18 protein-coding genes are annotated in these 15945 nt (G+C 69.9%); 13 read left to right on the top strand and 5 right to left on the bottom strand.

Features of this window, described 5'->3' with window-relative positions; genetic code table 11:
- Positions 1–80: 80 nt before the first annotated feature.
- From ABD858_RS25245 to ABD858_RS25215, 7 genes are all read left to right on the top strand, one after another.
- Complete coding sequence (locus ABD858_RS25245) at positions 81–1715, top strand: ABC transporter substrate-binding protein (protein ID WP_345041581.1); 1635 nt, start codon at positions 81–83, stop codon at positions 1713–1715.
- Entirely contained in the window at positions 1715–2668 is a 954-nt protein-coding gene (locus tag ABD858_RS25240) for an ABC transporter permease (RefSeq protein WP_345041579.1), read from the top strand. The genes ABD858_RS25245 and ABD858_RS25240 overlap by 1 nt, the downstream gene beginning before the upstream one ends.
- Complete coding sequence (locus ABD858_RS25235; RefSeq protein WP_345041577.1) at positions 2665–3537, top strand: ABC transporter permease; 873 nt, start codon at positions 2665–2667, stop codon at positions 3535–3537. The genes ABD858_RS25240 and ABD858_RS25235 overlap by 4 nt, the downstream gene beginning before the upstream one ends.
- 5 nt (positions 3538–3542) lie before the next feature.
- Positions 3543–4520 carry an ABC transporter ATP-binding protein gene (locus tag ABD858_RS25230; RefSeq protein WP_345041575.1) on the top strand — a complete coding sequence of 326 codons (978 nt, stop codon included), beginning with the start codon at positions 3543–3545 and terminating at the stop codon, positions 4518–4520.
- Positions 4487–5326, top strand: coding sequence for an ABC transporter ATP-binding protein (locus ABD858_RS25225; protein WP_345041573.1), 840 nt, complete (start codon positions 4487–4489; stop codon positions 5324–5326). Before ABD858_RS25230 ends, ABD858_RS25225 begins: the two co-directional genes overlap by 34 nt.
- A gap of 32 nt (positions 5327–5358) precedes the next feature.
- Positions 5359–6786: an amidase gene (locus ABD858_RS25220; RefSeq protein WP_345041570.1), complete on the top strand. Its 1428-nt coding sequence runs from the start codon at positions 5359–5361 to the stop codon at positions 6784–6786.
- Between the two features lie 195 nt (positions 6787–6981).
- A complete protein-coding gene (locus ABD858_RS25215; RefSeq protein ID WP_345044842.1) occupies positions 6982–7446 on the top strand; it encodes a hypothetical protein in 465 nt (154 codons plus the stop codon).
- Between the two features lie 33 nt (positions 7447–7479).
- Here the strand turns inward: ABD858_RS25215 and ABD858_RS25210 are convergent, their stop codons facing one another.
- Both ABD858_RS25210 and ABD858_RS25205 read right to left on the bottom strand, forming a co-directional pair.
- Positions 7480–7803 (bottom strand): helix-turn-helix domain-containing protein, encoded by a 324-nt coding sequence (locus ABD858_RS25210; protein ID WP_345041568.1) that lies wholly within the window; start codon positions 7801–7803, stop codon positions 7480–7482.
- Entirely contained in the window at positions 7800–8066 is a 267-nt protein-coding gene (locus ABD858_RS25205; RefSeq protein ID WP_345044840.1) for a type II toxin-antitoxin system RelE/ParE family toxin, read from the bottom strand. Before ABD858_RS25205 ends, ABD858_RS25210 begins: the two co-directional genes overlap by 4 nt.
- Before the next feature lie 98 nt (positions 8067–8164).
- Between ABD858_RS25205 and ABD858_RS25200 the strand changes: the two genes are divergently transcribed.
- Complete coding sequence (locus ABD858_RS25200; protein ID WP_345041565.1) at positions 8165–9853, top strand: hypothetical protein; 1689 nt, start codon at positions 8165–8167, stop codon at positions 9851–9853.
- Positions 9854–10219: 366 nt separating this feature from the next.
- Here the strand turns inward: ABD858_RS25200 and ABD858_RS25195 are convergent, their stop codons facing one another.
- A complete protein-coding gene (locus ABD858_RS25195) occupies positions 10220–11548 on the bottom strand; it encodes a serine hydrolase domain-containing protein (protein WP_345041563.1) in 1329 nt (442 codons plus the stop codon).
- A 136-nt stretch (positions 11549–11684) separates the two neighbouring features.
- Between ABD858_RS25195 and ABD858_RS25190 the strand changes: the two genes are divergently transcribed.
- The gene (locus ABD858_RS25190) at positions 11685–12125 is read left to right on the top strand and encodes a 2-thiouracil desulfurase family protein (protein WP_345041561.1); all 441 of its coding nucleotides are present in this window, start codon (positions 11685–11687) and stop codon (positions 12123–12125) included.
- A 202-nt stretch (positions 12126–12327) separates the two neighbouring features.
- On the opposite strand, the gene ABD858_RS25185 is transcribed toward ABD858_RS25190, so the two are convergent.
- Together ABD858_RS25185 and ABD858_RS25180 are read right to left on the bottom strand one after the other, a co-directional pair.
- Positions 12328–12576 (bottom strand): hypothetical protein, encoded by a 249-nt coding sequence (locus ABD858_RS25185; RefSeq protein WP_345041559.1) that lies wholly within the window; start codon positions 12574–12576, stop codon positions 12328–12330.
- Complete coding sequence (locus ABD858_RS25180) at positions 12573–12761, bottom strand: hypothetical protein (protein WP_345041557.1); 189 nt, start codon at positions 12759–12761, stop codon at positions 12573–12575. Before ABD858_RS25180 ends, ABD858_RS25185 begins: the two co-directional genes overlap by 4 nt.
- A gap of 80 nt (positions 12762–12841) precedes the next feature.
- On the opposite strand from ABD858_RS25180, the gene ABD858_RS25175 reads away from it, so the two are divergent.
- The 4 genes from ABD858_RS25175 (at position 12842) to ABD858_RS25160 (ending at position 15911) form a co-directional block, all read left to right on the top strand.
- Positions 12842–13672, top strand: a complete 831-nt coding sequence (locus tag ABD858_RS25175; protein ID WP_345041555.1) for a helix-turn-helix domain-containing protein — start codon at positions 12842–12844, stop codon at positions 13670–13672.
- Positions 13669–13857 (top strand): DUF397 domain-containing protein, encoded by a 189-nt coding sequence (locus ABD858_RS25170; RefSeq protein WP_345041553.1) that lies wholly within the window; start codon positions 13669–13671, stop codon positions 13855–13857. The genes ABD858_RS25175 and ABD858_RS25170 overlap by 4 nt, the downstream gene beginning before the upstream one ends.
- A 7-nt stretch (positions 13858–13864) precedes the next feature.
- Positions 13865–14425, top strand: a complete 561-nt coding sequence (locus tag ABD858_RS25165; RefSeq protein WP_345041551.1) for a hypothetical protein — start codon at positions 13865–13867, stop codon at positions 14423–14425.
- A 253-nt stretch (positions 14426–14678) separates the two neighbouring features.
- Entirely contained in the window at positions 14679–15911 is a 1233-nt protein-coding gene (locus tag ABD858_RS25160; RefSeq protein ID WP_345041549.1) for a VanZ family protein, read from the top strand.
- Positions 15912–15945 lie beyond the last annotated feature (34 nt).

The raw sequence follows: 15945 nt of genomic DNA, 5'->3' as shown, positions 1-15945 counted from the left end.
TTGTGCGGGAACGTTCCCGCATCAATACTCGCCTGCAACTCCCAGCGCCCGTCACTACCCCCATGAAAGGGGTGGCCTCCTTGCGCGTTTCCAGAACCACGGCACTTCTCGCCGGCACCGCGGTCGCGGCGGGGACTCTCGCCGGCTGCTCCGGTGCCTCGACCGGCAAGACGGATCCCTCCGCTTCCGGTTACGAGGTCTCGCCCGACACGCCGGCGGCCAAGGGTCCGGTCCCGTCCTACACCTGGTCGCTGTACGCCGAGCCCTACACGCTCGACTACGCACAGGCGTACGACTACCCGCCGAACACCGTCCTCGCGAACGTGTGCGAGCAGCTGTTCCGCGTCACGCCCGATATGAAGATCGCGCCGGGCCTGGCCGAGAAGTCGGCCAACCCGGACCCGAAGACCTGGGTGTACACCCTGCGGTCCGGCGTGAAGTTCCACGACGGCTCGACGATGACCGCGGACGACGTGGTGGCCTCCCTCAAGCGCCATATGGACCCGGCCACCGGCTCCACCTGGGGCTCGTCGTTCAAGAACGTCGCCTCGATCACCAAGAGCGGCCCCCTCGAGGTGACCGTCAAGCTCAACAAGCCGGACATCCTGCTCGACGAACTCCTCGCGGCCTCCCCCGGAACCGTCGAGAGCGCCGCGTACCTGGCCAAGGCCGGCAAGAACTACGGCAATCCGAAGGGCAAGGTCAACTGCACCGGCCCGTACGCGCTCGACAGCTGGGCGCAGGGCGACAGCATCACCCTCAAGAAGCACACCGCCTACTGGGACACCTCCCTGGCGCCCAAGGCGGACAGCGTCAAGTTCGTCTTCATCGAGGACCCGGCCGCGCGCGCCAACGCCTTCCTCTCCGGCTCCGTCGACGGCGGGTACATGGTGCCTGCTTCCTCCTTCGCGCAGCTGAGGTCGACCCCGAAGGGCAAGCTGTACTTCGGCCCGAACACCGCGGCGGCCGATCTCGCGGTGACGAACCTCAAGGGCACCCTCGGCGATGTGAAGGTCCGTCAGGCCCTGTCCATGGCGATCGACCGCAAGGCCGTCATCAAGGCCGCCGCCGGCGGAGTGGGTGTCCCCGCCAAGGCTCCGGCCGCCCGCGGTGCCTGGGCCCTCGTCCCCGAGAAGACGGACGGCTACTTCGACGCGCTCCCCGAGCCCGCCTACGACATCGCGGGCGCCAAGAAGCTGATCGAGCAGGCCGGCGCCAAGGGCAAGAAGGTGGTCATCGTGACCAGCACGCTCGCCCCCGAGATCAGCGTCGTCGCCAACGCCGTACAGGCGGCCGGCAAACAGATCGGTCTCGACGTCCAGCTCAAGCCGGTCGCTCCGGAGGCGTACAGCACGCTCTTCATCGACCCGAACGCCCGCAAGGGCATCGACCTGGTGATCACCAACGGGTACGACAACACCCCCGACCCGCTGGAGTTCTACCAGTACCTGCGCACCGGCGACTTCGGCAACTACGGCAACTGGTCGAACCCCGAGTACGACGCGGCCTTCGACCGGGCGAACGCGGAGGCCGACCCGGCGGTCCGTGCCGACCTGACCGCGGAGCTGCAGAAGATCGCCGTACGGGAACTGCCCATCATCCCGCTCTACGAGGCGCCGTACACGGTCTTCCTCGGCAGCCGCGTGACCGGCGCCCCGGCCGGCATCGCGCAGCTGTACTACCCCTGGGCGGCGACGATCGGATCCGCGAGCTGATGACCCGATACCTCGTCGGCCGGCTCCTCGGGCTGGTGGCAGTGCTGCTGGTGACCTCCTTCGTGGTCTTCAGCACCGTGCACCTCGCCCCCGGGGACCCGGTGTCCTTCCTCCTCAGCGGACGGCCGGCGTCGCCGGAGACCAAGGCCGCGCTGCGCGCCCAGTACCACCTGGACGACCCGCTGTTCACCCAGTACCTGAAGTGGCTGGGCGGCGTGCTGCACGGCGACTTCGGGCGCTCCGTGCAGTTCCGGCAGGACGTCGGCTCGCTCATCGCGTCGCGGGTGCCCGGCACCGCGTTCCTCATCGTGTACTCGGCGGTCCTGATCGGCGTCTTCGGCGTACTGGCCGGCCTCGTCGCCGCGCTGCGCCCGGGCCCGGTCGACCGCGCCGTGCTGCTGGGTACGGGCGTGGCCACGGCGACCCCGTCGTTCGTCAGCGCGATCGCGCTGATCTCGCTGTTCTCCGTCCAGCTGGGCTGGTTCCCGGGACCCGGCGGCACCCCCACCGGTTTCACGGACCGGCTCTACCACCTGACCCTGCCCGCCTTCGCCCTCGCCGTCGCCTTCGCCGGGCTGCTGGCGCGGGTGACCCGCTCTGCGATGCTCGACGAGCTGAAACGCGAGCACGTCGAGGTGGCGCGCTCGCGCGGGGTCGCCCAGGGTGCCGTGGTGCGGCGGCACGTTCTGCGCAACGCGCTCGGCCCGATCGTCACGGTCGGCGGCACCATGCTCGCCGGTCTGCTGGTCAGCACGTCGATCGTCGAGACGGCGTTCGACGTCTCCGGCATCGGCTCGCTCCTGGTGCAGTCGGTGACCGTCAAGGACTTCCCCGTCGTGCAGGCGGTCACCCTGCTCACCGTGGCGGCCTTCGTCCTGGTGAACCTGGTCGTGGACCTCCTCGTACCGCTCATCGACCCCCGGCTGTCCCTCGTCGGGCGAGGTGCCTCATGACCACCGCGACCACCGTCACCCCGCTGCAACGGCGTCCGGGGCTGCGACGGCTGCGGGCGCTCGGCCAGGGGCCGTTGTTCCTCGCCGCCGTCCTGCTGCTCGTCACGCTCGTGGCCATCGCGGTGTTCGCACCGCTTCTCGCGCCGTACGACCCCGAGGCCCTCGACCTGTCGGCCAGCCTCGTCGGCACCAGCGGCAACCACCTCCTCGGCACCGACCAGTCGGGCCGCGACATCCTGTCGCGCCTGCTGTACGGCGCGCGCACCGGACTGCTCGGGCCGCTGCTGGTCGTCGCCCTGTCGACGGTGCTGGGCATCCTGCTCGGTGGGGTCGCCGCGTGGCGTGGCGGCTGGGCCGACGCGCTCCTGTCGCGGTCGATGGACCTGGTGTTCGCGATCCCCGGCCTGCTTCTGGCGATCATGCTGGTGGCGGTCGTCGGTCCCGGCATGACCGCACCCGTCATCGCCATGGCGATCGCCTACGCCCCTTACGTGGGACGTCTGGTACGCGGTATCGCCCGCCAGGAGAAGGCCCGTCCGTACATCGAGTCCTATCTCGTGCAGGGCTGGTCGGGCTGGACCATCTGCGTCCGGCATCTGCTGCCCAACATCATCCCGACGGTACTGGCGCAGTCCGCGATGAACTTCGGGTACGCCCTGATGGACCTTGCCGCGCTGTCCTTCCTCGGCTTCGGTGTGCAGCCGCCCACCGCGGACTGGGGCGCCATGATCAACGAGGGTCAGTCGGCGCTCCAGCAGAGCGCGATGCTGCCCGCGCTCGCACCGTCCGTGTGCATCGTGCTCGCCGTCGTGGCGTTCAGCATCGTCGGCGAGGGGCTCGCCGACCGGGTCGCGAAGCGGGAGCGGTGAGGCTCATGACGACACAGGAATCCCTTCTGGAGATCGACGATCTCAGCGTGCGGCTGCCCGAAGGGCATGCGGCCCGGCCGATCCTGGACGGTGTCTCGCTGCGCGTCGCCGCGGGTGAGACCGTCGGCCTGGTCGGTGAGTCCGGCTCCGGCAAGTCGGTCGCCTGCCGCAGTGTGCTCGGACTGCTTCCGGAGCGGGCGCGGACGGACGGCGAGGTACGCGTCGCCGGACGTGACGTGCTGACCATGGACCGCGCAGGACTGCGCGATCTGCGGGCCCGTCAGGTCTCGATGGTCTTCCAGGACCCGCGCGCCTCCGTCAATCCGCTGCGCCGCGTGGGCGACTTCCTCACCGAGGGGCTGCGCACGGCGGGCGTACCCGCGGCCGTGGCGGCCACCCGTGCCGAGGAACTCCTCGAAGCCGTCGGCATCCGGGACCCGCGCGGGGCGCTCCGGCGCTACCCGCACCAGTTCTCCGGCGGCATGCTCCAGCGCGTCGTCATCGCGGCGTCGCTCGCGGGCGAGCCGTCCCTGCTGGTCGCCGACGAGCCGACGACCGCGCTCGATGTCACGACCCAGGCCGAGGTCATCGCGATCCTCACCCGCCTGCAGGCCGAGCGCGGCACGGGGATGCTCTTCGTCACCCACGATCTGGAACTGGCCTCGGCCATCTGCGACCGGATCTATGTGATGTACGCGGGCCGCATCGTCGAGACACGCGGCGCCGAGGACCTGTTCGAGCGGCCGCGCCACCCGTACACGGCCGGCCTGCTCGCCAGCACCCCCCGCATCGAACCGGGCGCGGGGGCACCACGGCCCATCCGGGGCCGCCCGGTCTCCCTCGCCGAATCCCCGCCCGGCTGCGCGTTCGCCGCGCGCTGCGCGCACGCGCAGGACCGGTGCTCGGCCGAGACCCCCGTACTGACGCGGCACGGCGAAGGTCTCGCCGCATGCCTGCGTGCCGACGAAGGGATCCTGCTGTGACGACCGACAGCGGTCTTGTGGTGGACGGGCTGCGGAAGGAGTACGGGGACCACACGGCGGTCGACGGCGTGTCGTTCACCCTGCCGCCGGGCGGCTCGCTCGGCATCGTCGGCGAGTCCGGAAGCGGCAAGACCACCACCGTACGCATGCTCGTCGGCCTGGAGACACCCGACGGCGGCACGGTCCACCTGGACGGCCGCGACCGCTCGGCGCGGGCCCGCGGCCGCGCCGAACGCCTGGCGCGCGCCCGCGAGATCCAGATGGTCTTCCAGGACCCGTATCTCTCGCTCGACCCGCGCATCCCCGTGAGCCAGTGCATCGAGGAGGTCCTGCGGCTGCATTTCCCGCTCGATGCCGAAGCGCGGCGCAGCCGGGTCGCCGAACTCCTCGACCAGGTGGGGCTGGGCGAGCGCGAGGCCGGAGCGCTCCCGCGCCGGCTGTCCGGCGGGCAGCGGCAGCGCGTGGCCATCGCGCGGGCGCTGGCGGCGCGGCCCCGGGTGCTCGTGCTCGACGAGGCGGTCGCCGCCCTCGATGTGTCCATCCAGGCGCAGATCCTCGACCTGCTCACGACCATCCGGCGCGACGAGGGCATCGGATTCCTCTTCGTCAGCCACGATCTGGCGGTCGTCCGGCACATCACCGACGACGTCGTCGTGCTCAGATCCGGCCGGATCGTCGAATCCGGCTCCACCGCACAGGTGCTGACGGCTCCTCAGCACGGCTATACGCGCCTGCTCCTCAACTCCGTGCCGCGACGCGGCTGGGACCCGGCCCGCATCTCCGAAGGCCGCCGCTCCCTCACCTGATCCCCCGGAACACACTCATGAAGGACTTCCCCATGACCGACCTCACCGACCTCGCCTATCTGCCGGCCACCGAGGCCCTCCGCCGCTTCCGTGACCGCTCGCTGTCCCCCGTCGAGCTCATGACCGCGGTCATCGCGCGCGCCGAAGCGGTCGAGCCGAAGGTCAACGCCCTCGCCGAGCGCACCTTCGACGAGGCCCTGGCCGCCGCCCGCGAGGCGGAAGCACGCTACGCGGGCAAGGGCGAGCCGCCCCGGCCGCTGGAGGGGCTGGCCGTCGCCACCAAGGAGGAGCAGCCCATCGCCGGCCGCCGCGCCACGGACGGCTCCCTGGCGTACGAGAACGAGATCGCCGAGGAGACCCACCCGGTCGTCGAGCGCGTCCAGGCCGCCGGCGGCATCATGCACGCGCGGACCACAACACCCGAGTTCAGCTGTGCGGCGTTCACGCAGTCCCGGCTGTGGGGCGTCACGCGCAACCCGTGGAACCTGGAGTTCTCCCCGGGCGGCTCCTCGGGCGGCGCCGGCGCGGCGCTCGCGGCGGGCGAGACCACCCTGGCGACCGGCTCCGACATCGGCGGGTCGATCCGCATCCCCGCCTCGTGCACGGGCACGGTCGGCTTCAAGCCCCCGTACGGCCGCGTACCGGCGATGGCGCCGTTCAACCTCGACACGTACTGCCACGACGGCCCGATGGCACGCACCGTCGCCGACTGCGCCCTCCTGCAGAACGTCATCGCGGGGCCGCATCCGCTGGACGGCGTCTCGCTCCACCCCAAGCTGGTCCTTCCTGAGCAGTTCGAGGGCGCCGCGGGTCTGCGGGTCGCGCTGTCGGTCACCCTCGGGGACTGGCCGGTCGACCCCGAGGTCGAGGCCAACACCCGCGCGGTGGCCGAGGCACTGCGCGCCGCCGGGGCGGTCGTCGACGAGGTCGAGGTCGCGATCACGCGCGCGGACGTCATGAAGGCCGCGCTGATCCACTTCGGCACGATCTTCGGCCCGTACGTCTCCTCGGTCGCCGCCGAGCACGGCGACAAGCTCACCCCGTACGCGCTGGACTTCGCCGAACGGTCCGGCCGCGCAGCGAGCGAGCCGGGCAGTTTCCTGGAGGGACTGGCCATCGAGGGCAGGCTGCAGGCGGAGCTCGGCACACTCCTCGACCGTTACGACGTGCTGCTGTGCCCCACCATCGCCATCCCGGCGTTCGCGGCCGACGACGACTACCTGTCGACGAAGGTCGTGATCAACGGCATCGAGCTCGACACCTACCTCGAGGCCTCACTGACCACGGTGTTCAACATCGCGAGCCGCTGCCCGGTGCTGAGCGTGCCGTCCGGTTTCGCCTCGACCGGAGTACCGACGGGCGTGCAGATCGTCGGTCGTTCCTACGACGACACCACGGTCTTCCGCGCCGCGACAGCGATCGAGACGGTCCGGCCCTGGAGCAGCGTCCCGGCCCTCTGACCGCGGCCGCCGGACCCGCGGCGCACCGGGGTGGCCGAGGAAGTCGCCCGTCCGGCCCTCCGTGGGAGGCAGGCCGGCCTCTCTTCGGGAACGTCCTCGGCATCATGTACAACCCTCACTACGTGGAGGTTCTGTCGCGCAAGGGGTGACCTGGTGGTGAGTTACCGGTACGTGGGCCCTGCCGAGCTCAGGGCCATGGTCCGGCCCGGGAGCGAGGGCCGGCCGATCCGCTCGCCCGCCGACTTCGACGACTGGGCCTCCGGGCAGCCGGCGACGGAGTTCGCCGAGCCCTTCACCTTCGTCGTCGACCTGGAGGGCGTCCTGCGGCTCGCACCGCGCCGCAGCGAGCATGTGGCGTGCGCGGGCGGCGGCAAGGTCCTGGGCGCGGGCGAGATGAGCTTCGCTCGCGAGGCCGGTGAGTGGGCGGTCAGCGAGGTCAGCAACCAGTCGACCGGCTACTGCCCGGACGTCACCTCCTGGCCGACCGTGGCCCGAGCCCTGGACCTCGCCGGTCTCGGCCACCCTGCCGGTTTCACGCACGAGGTCGTCTTCCGACGCTGCGAGAGCTGCGGGGAGCACAACATCGTGCGCGAGGCCGACTTCGTCTGCGTCTTCTGCGGCGGCGACCTGCCCCACGTCTGGAACGTGGACCCTGCCTAGACTCGCGGCGTTGGCCAGAGCCTTCCTTGTGGATCAGGCGATGCGGAATCGGTTGCCGTTCCTCACAGCAGTCAGCTCAACATCCTCATACCCTATGGCCAGCAGAAACGCCTTGATCACGTTCAGGGAGGCATCCCTGCCGCTCTCGATTTCTGCGACGCGGGCAGTAGAGACGCCCATCCGCCGGGCGGCCTCCTCCTGGTCAAGGTGGGCCTGTTCCCGCAGCTCCGCGAGCCGCGCGCCATGGTTCTCCGCGATGAGCTGGGCCGCACGCTGCTTGACGCCCTCACGGTCTTCGGGGGCCACGAATTCCTCCAGGAACTCGTCCTCCGTGCGGTAGACGCCCGTTCCGATCATGATCCGCCGGCCTCCTTCGCCTCCAGAACCTTCAGATGGTCCTCGTACCGCGCGTCCGCAATCGGGATGGCCTCCTCGTACCATCCTTCCCAGTTTCCGGCCTTGTCGCCAGCCAACAGGAGCACCGCCTGACGAAGTGGATCGAAGATGAACAGGATGCGCACTTCGCTGTCACCCGCGGACCCCGGGCGCAACTCCTTCATGTTCGGGTCGCCAACTGCTGATTCGGTTGTTGGCCGTGGTTGGCCGGGGTGTCCCTCGATGGGGTGAACCGGGCTGGTTTCCAGGGGTTTGCGGGTACGCGGAACGCATGATCGGTGTTGGTGGCTGGGTTCGATGCGTCCGTGGGAGGGGGTGGCCGGTGGCAGGCAAGCAGGGGAAGAAGCGTGAGTTGCGTACGATCGCGGCGCCCTTCACCGTTGCCGCTCCCGCCGGGGCACGTATCCGGGACCGGCTGTGCATCACGCCCGGGGAGGCGGAGGTCCTGCGTCTGGCCGGTGAGCATCTGGGCCGCCATCAGCGGGCGGATCTCGCCGCGCGGGTCCGTATCGGCGAGGTGCGGAAGAAGGACACGCGGCGGGCGGAGCGGAAGAAGACGCTCACCGCCGTGTCCTCCTCCCGCTGGGCCGGGGCCATGACCAGGGCCGACGAGGACCAGTACCAGCTCTCCCTGCGCTGCCTGTACGACGAGCGCACGTGCCTGCGTCGCGCCGTCCGTACCATCACCCGGCGTCTGGCTGTCCCGTGCGGCAAGCGCGTGGGCACAACGCGCGGCTACCCGACCCAGGGCGAACGCTTCCAGAAGCAGCGCCGCCTGCAGGTACTCCAGGCCCGGCTGGCGGGCGTGGAAGCGCGTATCGCGTCCGGTCGCCCGGCGATTGTGGTCGGCGGCAGGCGCCTGCTCAAGACCCGGCACAACCTGGCCGCCGCGCAGCTCACCGAGCAGCAGTGGCGGCAGCGGTGGGAGGCCGGGCGGCTGTTCCTGACCGCCGACGGCGAGTCCGGGGCCCCGTACGGCAATTACACCATCACCGTCGCCCCGGAGAACGGCTCGGTCACGCTGGTGCTGCCGGAGCCGCTGCGGCACCTGGCGAACGCACCACGGGGCCGGTACACGCTCTCCTGCTCTGTCACCTTTCACCACGTGCGGGAAGAATGGCTGGACCGCGTCACCGCACACCGGGCCGTGCGCTACGACATCGTGTACGAGCCGGGCCGTGGCCGCTGGTATGTGGACGCGTCCTGGTCGGCGGACAAGGCCGTCCTGCCATCGCCGGAGGAGATCCGGGCGTTCGGGGAGAAGCTGCTCGGTGTTGACCTGAACGCCGACCACCTTGCCGCGTACGTTCTTGACCCGCACGGCAACCCTGTAGGCGAACCCATCACCGTGCCGATCGACCTCACTGGCTCGACCATCCAGCGGGACGGACGGCTGAGGAATGCGATCTCCGAGCTGATCCGGATTGCCCGCGAGCACGAATGCGCCGGCATCGCAATCGAGGATCTGGGCTTCTACGACGCCCGTCAGGTCGGCCGGGAGACCATGGGCCGGGGCGGGCGCGGAAAGCGGTTCCGCCGCACCGTCGCCGGTATTCCCACTGCGAAGTTCCGGGAACGGCTCCGGAGCATGGCCTTCCATCAAGGTCTCGTGGTGATCGCCGTCGACCCGGCCTACACCTCGGTCTGGGGCGAGCGGTACTGGAGGACCCCGCTGCAGCAGCAGACCAACAGCAAGGTCACCCGGCATCACGGTGCCTCGGTGGCCATCGCACGACGCGCCCTCGGGCACCGAATCCGGCGTCGGCCAGGTGTGACCGCCCACGACCAGAGGATCGTGGCGCGGAGAGCTACCGGCCAGGCCGTATTCATCCCGAGGATGCGTGGGACCGCGAGCCCACCCAGGACAGCGAGCACGCCAAACACAGGCGGCAACACTCGACTGCGCCAAGGTGACCAACTCGCGCTGTTCCCAGACCCCGAAGACCGTTCGCGGGGTCACCGGACCAGTCCGGTTTCATGCGATTCAGCCAACAGTGGCCAACATCGCTAGGAACGGTAGCGCGACTGTGCCCGCTGTCCGGGACGCCCGCCGGGACCTGCAGGGCAGGACTCGGCGATGACGGTCCTGGCGCCCAGCAACACGGTGCCCTTCGCGGTACCGGTCGCGGGACGGTTCCTGAATTGCTCAATGAAACCTTTTTCGCCCCTGGAACCGCCCGCAGGGCGGGACACCGAGCCTGGAGAGCTTGCGGCTCGACCGGGGCGTTCCCACGACGACACCGCGGTCTTCCGCGCCACCACAGCAATCGAGAACGTCCGGCCACGGAGCGGCTTCCCCACGCTCTGACCGTCCGCGGACGCATCCGGTGCGCGGGCGGTCCCTGAACCGCTCCGTGAACGGTCCCCGGCCGCCGCATCAGCGAGGCCGCAGCTCACAGGGATGCGTGAGGAAGTTGCCCAGCAGGCCCTCGCCGTCTCCGTTCTTGTAGGCGTGGGCCACGCCGGTCAGCCGTCCGTCGACGAGACGGAGCGCCAGGCCGAGGCGGGGGCTGTTGATGCGCGCGTCGGCGGTGGGAAGTTGCAGAGGGAAGTCGGCCTTGAGATCCCAGGCCTCGGAGGCGAGTGCAGGGGCGATGGCGCTCTCGCCGTTCAGCCGGAGCTCGACCCGGCCGTCCGCCGACAGCCGGAGCACGATGGGCACTTCCCCCTCGGGCGTGCCGATCGGGCCCGCCCAGGCGCCCACCGGAAGGTCCAGCGGGCGAGCGGCGTCACGGATCACCGGGTCGATCCGTTCGGACGTGTGCCTCGGGACCAGCTCCCCCAGTACGTACTGGACGATCGCGTCGCGGGCCGCCTTGCTGGTGGAGTTGGTCAGTACGGCGACCGAGAGGTGCTGCTCGGGTACGGCGACCGTCATCGCCGCGACGCCGCCCATGCCACCGCCGTGGCTCTGGACGAGTGGCCCGTCGCCGCCCCGCGACACGCACCAGCCGAGCCCGTACCCGAGGTGGGCGTTGAAGGGCAGCCCGTCCCGCACCGCCGCGGCCGTCTCCGGCTTCAGCAGCCGTTCGTACGACTGCGCGAAGAGCGTCAGCTCGGGGGCGGTGGCCCAGCCGAGGGTGGCCCCGGGGTGGCTGGTGTCGCAACGGGCCGGGTACGCGCGGCCGTCGACGGTGTACCGCACCGCGGAGGGTGCCGCCCCCGGGTACTCCGGCCCGATGTGGCAGCCGGTGAGCCCGAGCGGCTCGAACACCCGCTCGCGAACGAACTTCTCCAGCGGCTGCCCGGTGGCCTCCTCCAGCACCTGGCCGATGATCCGGTACCCGAGGTTCGCGTACTCGAAGCCGGAGCCGGGCTCCCGGTAGAGCACGCTGTAGCGGCCGGCATCGATCGGGCGCTCGCCGCCGCCGTAGTGGAAGTCGTAGTGCGCCCCGAAACCGCCCCGGTGCCGCAACAGCTGACGCACGGTCGGCGCGACCCACCGGTACTCGCCCGGCACGGGCGCGTCCAGGTCCAGCAACCCTTCGTCGGCGGCGACGCAGACGGCGGTGGCGGTGATCGGCTTGGTGACGGAGGCCAGCCCGTAGGCGGTGCCGGGCGTGGCGGGAATCCCGGCGGCGGTGTCCGCCATCCCGTACGCCTGGGCGCAGACCACCTCACCCCGCTCGGCCACGGCCATGGACACCGACGGGCACCCGTGCTCCGCCAGCGCCTCGGCGCAGTACTCGCTCAGCCCGTCCAGCATGCCCGCCCCCGATCTCCGAACCACCGGAACACATCCTGCCGCACCAGGACCGAACGCGGCCCGCCGGTTCCCACTTCGCTGAGCACCACCTGAGGGCACGGGACGGACGCGCCAACGCCCTCGATAGGCTGGCCTCATGGAAGCGGTGTTGGTCAGTGCGTGTCTGACAGGCGTGCCGTGTCGGTACAACGGACGCTCCGTGGAATCCGAGCAGGCGCGGGCATTGGTTGCCGAGGGACGTGCGGTCGCGTTCTGTCCCGAGGTGGCAGGCGGATTGCCCACGCCGCGTGAAGCGGCCGAGATCGTTGGCGGAGACGGGGAAGACGTCCTGCAGGGCCGCGCCAGGGTGCTCGACTCAACGGGCACGGACTGCACAGCGCAGTTCGTGGACGGCGCCGGCCAGGCGCTGGCCGCCGCTCAGGCTGCTGGAGCCCGCAGCGCGCTTCTGATGGCCCGCAGTCCGTCGTGCGGCCGCGGACAGATCTACGACGGCACGTTCACCGGCAGCCTGCGTCCGGGGGACGGCGTGGCAGCGGCATTGCTCCGACGCAACGGCATCCAGGTGGACGCGGCCTGACGCACGGCGCTTCCTGGCGCCCAAGGCCGCAGCGCTGAGCCACGGTCGGCGGGGCCACCGGTCCTCGCCTCGACCGGAACGGCGTGACCGGGTCGTATGCGGCCACTTCCGAACCGGACCGCGGCGGCCCGCGGCAGCCGTCCTCTCAGCGTCTCGGTCGTCATCGCTGGACCACGAACGCCCCCGTGTCCGCTCCCCGGGGTCACCTCAGGTACGCCTTCCAGCGCGACAAGTCGTAGGCGGCCGAGCTGGCGGCGTTGGCCTCGGCCAGTGCCATGCTCAGCCGCTCGGCGGGGGTCGCGATCCTCACGCGGGCCGAATCCGCGTCCCATTCCCGGCCGCCGCGCAACGGGCGCAACTGGACGTACGGCCCCTCGGCGCCCATGACTTCACCGACGCGGTCGGTGCGCTCGTCGACAACGATGGTGCCGGCCGGTAGTCCGTCGCTCATCGCGCCATCGCCTCCCTCAGCACCGTCGCGAGCCGCCGCGCCGTGTCGAGGTTGCACCGGCCCAGCTCGACCAGCGGCGCGCTCGATGCGTGGTCAACCCCGAGGGACGGGAGCGTGATGCCGAGCGCGGCCAGGGCCTCGCTCAACTCCTGGATGAGTACGAATGGCTTCGATTCGCTGTTCACACCTCACAGCGTGGTCGCATATGGCTACGCTCAGTAGGAGGCAAAACCCGGCAAGTACCTTGCGTGAAGGGGCGTCGGCGATGACCCAGCCCAGGAACACGGACCCGTACACCGACCCCAGGGCCTTCTACGGCTCCGAGCTGCGCCGTCTGCGCGAGGCCGCGATGCTCTCCCAGGAGCAGCTCGGGGAGCGGGCCTTCTGCTCGGGGACGTATGTCGGGCAGCTGGAGGCAGCGACGAGACGGCCCCAACTGGACCTGTCCAGACTGCTCGACGAGGTGCTGGGCAGCGGCGAGCACCTCCAGCGGCTGTGCCGCCTCGCCCGCAAATCGAAAGTTGCGGACTACTTCGCGGACGCGGCGGAGCTGGAGCAGCAGGCGAAGACGATCAGCGAGTACGCGCCGGTTCTGGTGCCCGGTCTGTTACAAACGGAGGGCTACGCGCGCGCCATCACCCGGACGACGCTTCCGCTCGCACCTCAGGAGGAGGTGGAGGGGCACGTCCATACGCGCATGGAGCGCCAACGCATTCTCGATGTCTCAACACCGCCCATGTTGTGGGCAGTCCTGCATGAAGCGGTGCTGCGGGTACCACTTGGTGGGCCGGACGTCATCGGCGGACAACTGCTGCACCTGGCTGTGCTGGGGCGCGAGCATCGAGTCATGGTGCAGGTGCTGCCCTTCGCCGCCTCGGCCCATGCCCTCATCCAGGAGGCGTTCCGACTGATGACCTTCGACGAAGCGCCGATCGTTGTCTACGCCGAGGGTGCCCACACCGGCCAACTCATTGAGGATCCTGGCCTGGTAGAGCGCTTCCAGAAGTCATACGATCTCGTCAGGGCCGCCGCACTGTCGCCGATGGCGTCCCTCGACCTGCTCGAATCGGTGGCGAAGGACTACACGAGACCATGAGCACCATCAGGTGGCGCAAGTCGTCCTACAGCAACGGAGAGGGCGGCAACTGCGTCGAGGTCGCCGACGGCCTCCCCGGCGTCGCGCCCGTCCGTGACAGCAAGGACCCCGAAGGTCCCGCGCTCGTCTTCCGTGCCCCGGGCTGGGCGTCCTTCGTCGACGCCCTTAAGGAGGGCGACTTCTGAGCGACCGATGAGTTTCGCGGTCCCGCGGCGCCATCTGGTCGCCAAGATGGCCGATCTGCTGGGGCACGACTACGACTGGTCGGCGGAGGCCGCCACGATCGAGGCGCCCACCCTGCTGGTGTTCGGCGACGCCGACACCGTACGCCCCCACACATCGATGTCTTCCAGAGCCAACGTCACGCTGACCGCACTTGCTATTGCGGCTGGCTCGGTCATGTTCAGCGCGCCGACCGCGTCGGCCGCCGCCTACTGCAGCAGCTCCGGCTACACCGCCACTAACGAGCCCATGGAGCGGTGCACCACGCTGTCCAACGGCATCCTGTACAACAAGCAGACTTCGGGCACCACCGTGTACGCCACGTACTCCAAGACGGGCGGCTCTACCATCAGCGTCCGCCTCGGCTATACGTACAGCGGATCTACGACGTACTCCTCCTCCTTCTCGATCAGCTCGGGCCAGACCGTGCAGAAGTCGTGGGGCCTGGGTAGCAGCGCTTACTGCAAGAGCATGGCCGGTGTCCTCACCTACAGCGGCGGCACGTTCCAGACGCCGAGCACACACTGCTGAAACCAACACCCTGCAGGCTCCGTCTGATCAGGCGGGGCCTGCGGCCCTGCCTACCTCACTCTGACTACGCAAGGACCGCGCCGTGTTCTCCGCGATCTTCCAGCATCACGTCGGCTATTTGGTCGCGTGCACATTGACGGCCCTGACTCTCGGTGGTGCGGCATGGGCGCTCGCTCGCCGGCTGGGCAACACTCACGGCCTGTGGTGGTCTGGACTCGCCTTCACCGTCACCGGTGTCCTCGGCGTCACCTTCATGGGTGCCGGCCCGGCCAGCGACGTATGCGTCCTCAACCATCAGTTCGCCGAGCCATTCCACACCACGCAGGGGCTGTGGAACCTGGCGATGATGGTGCCTGTCGGCACCCTTGCCCTCCTGGCAGTCCGCCGGCCCCTTCCCGCCCTGGTCGGCGTCATCGCCCTGCCCTTGGCCATCGAATTCACGCAGGCCACCGTCGACGGCCTGGGGCGCGTGTGCGACAGCTCGGACGCCGAGATGAACATCATCGGCGGACTGGCGGGACTCGCCATCGCCGCAACCGTACTCACCGTGCGCAAGTCGCTCCTGTGGCAGGGCGGCGTGAAGGGCGCACTGATCGCCTCCCTCGCACTGTTCCTGTTGGGCTTGGGCGTCGCCCGCCCGATGCTCGCCTTCACCAACGTTGACGGCAGCGGCCTCTCCGCGGCGGATACGGATCAGAAGCGCGCTGTCGAGGCGGCGGTGAGGGAAGCGTTCGGTGACCGGTACACGATCGGCCAGCTGTATGAGCAGCCCTGCCCGGACGCATCGTGCAAGGACGTCATCTTCCACTTGCACATCCGTGAGAAGGGCCAGTCCGAGCTGTTCGGGAACGGCAGCCTCTCCTGGCCGGACAAGAAGCACCTGAACGTGCTCCTCGAGGAAAGCGACCGGCCCACCGGCATGGGATACCCGGTGAAGGGGGCGAAAGCGCCCACCACCGCCCGCGAGGCACATGAGATTGCGCAGGCGTACGCGCGCCGGCAATACCCATGGGCGAGGAGCGCGACTGTGCAGGAGACCGATCCCGTCGGCGAGAAGGCCAGCCTGGGCTGGATGACGAACTGGCGATGGACTCACAACGACGTTCTGATGCCCAGGATGCTGGACGTCCAGATCGACAGGGCCGGGCGCGTATCTCATATCGACGTGACCCTCGGCCCGACGCGCGCAGACCTCCCCGAGGTCAAGCTCGACGCACGGCAGGCCGAGGAGGCGGTAAACAAGGCCGTGGCGGCGCAGTTGCGGGCCAACGGAAGCACCGACGCCGAGTTTCAGACCAAGGCCGTCACCGTGAAGGCGGACGACCTGGACGGCAAGTGGAAGCCCTACTGGCTCGTGAACGTGACATCGTCCCACGCCGGACAGACCGACGATGCGCAGGCACCGGCTCCCGTCGAAACCTACCGAGTCAACGCCCTCACCGGACAGGTGTACGACGCCGGCAGGGTGCCCATCAAGACGAGCTGACCCCGGGCCTGCCGTCAGCGGCGGGCGTCACGGA

The organism is Streptomyces sannanensis (assembly GCF_039536205.1).
GTDB classification, from domain to species: domain Bacteria; phylum Actinomycetota; class Actinomycetes; order Streptomycetales; family Streptomycetaceae; genus Streptomyces; species Streptomyces sannanensis.
This window is presented reverse-complemented; position numbering and strand designations above follow the sequence as displayed.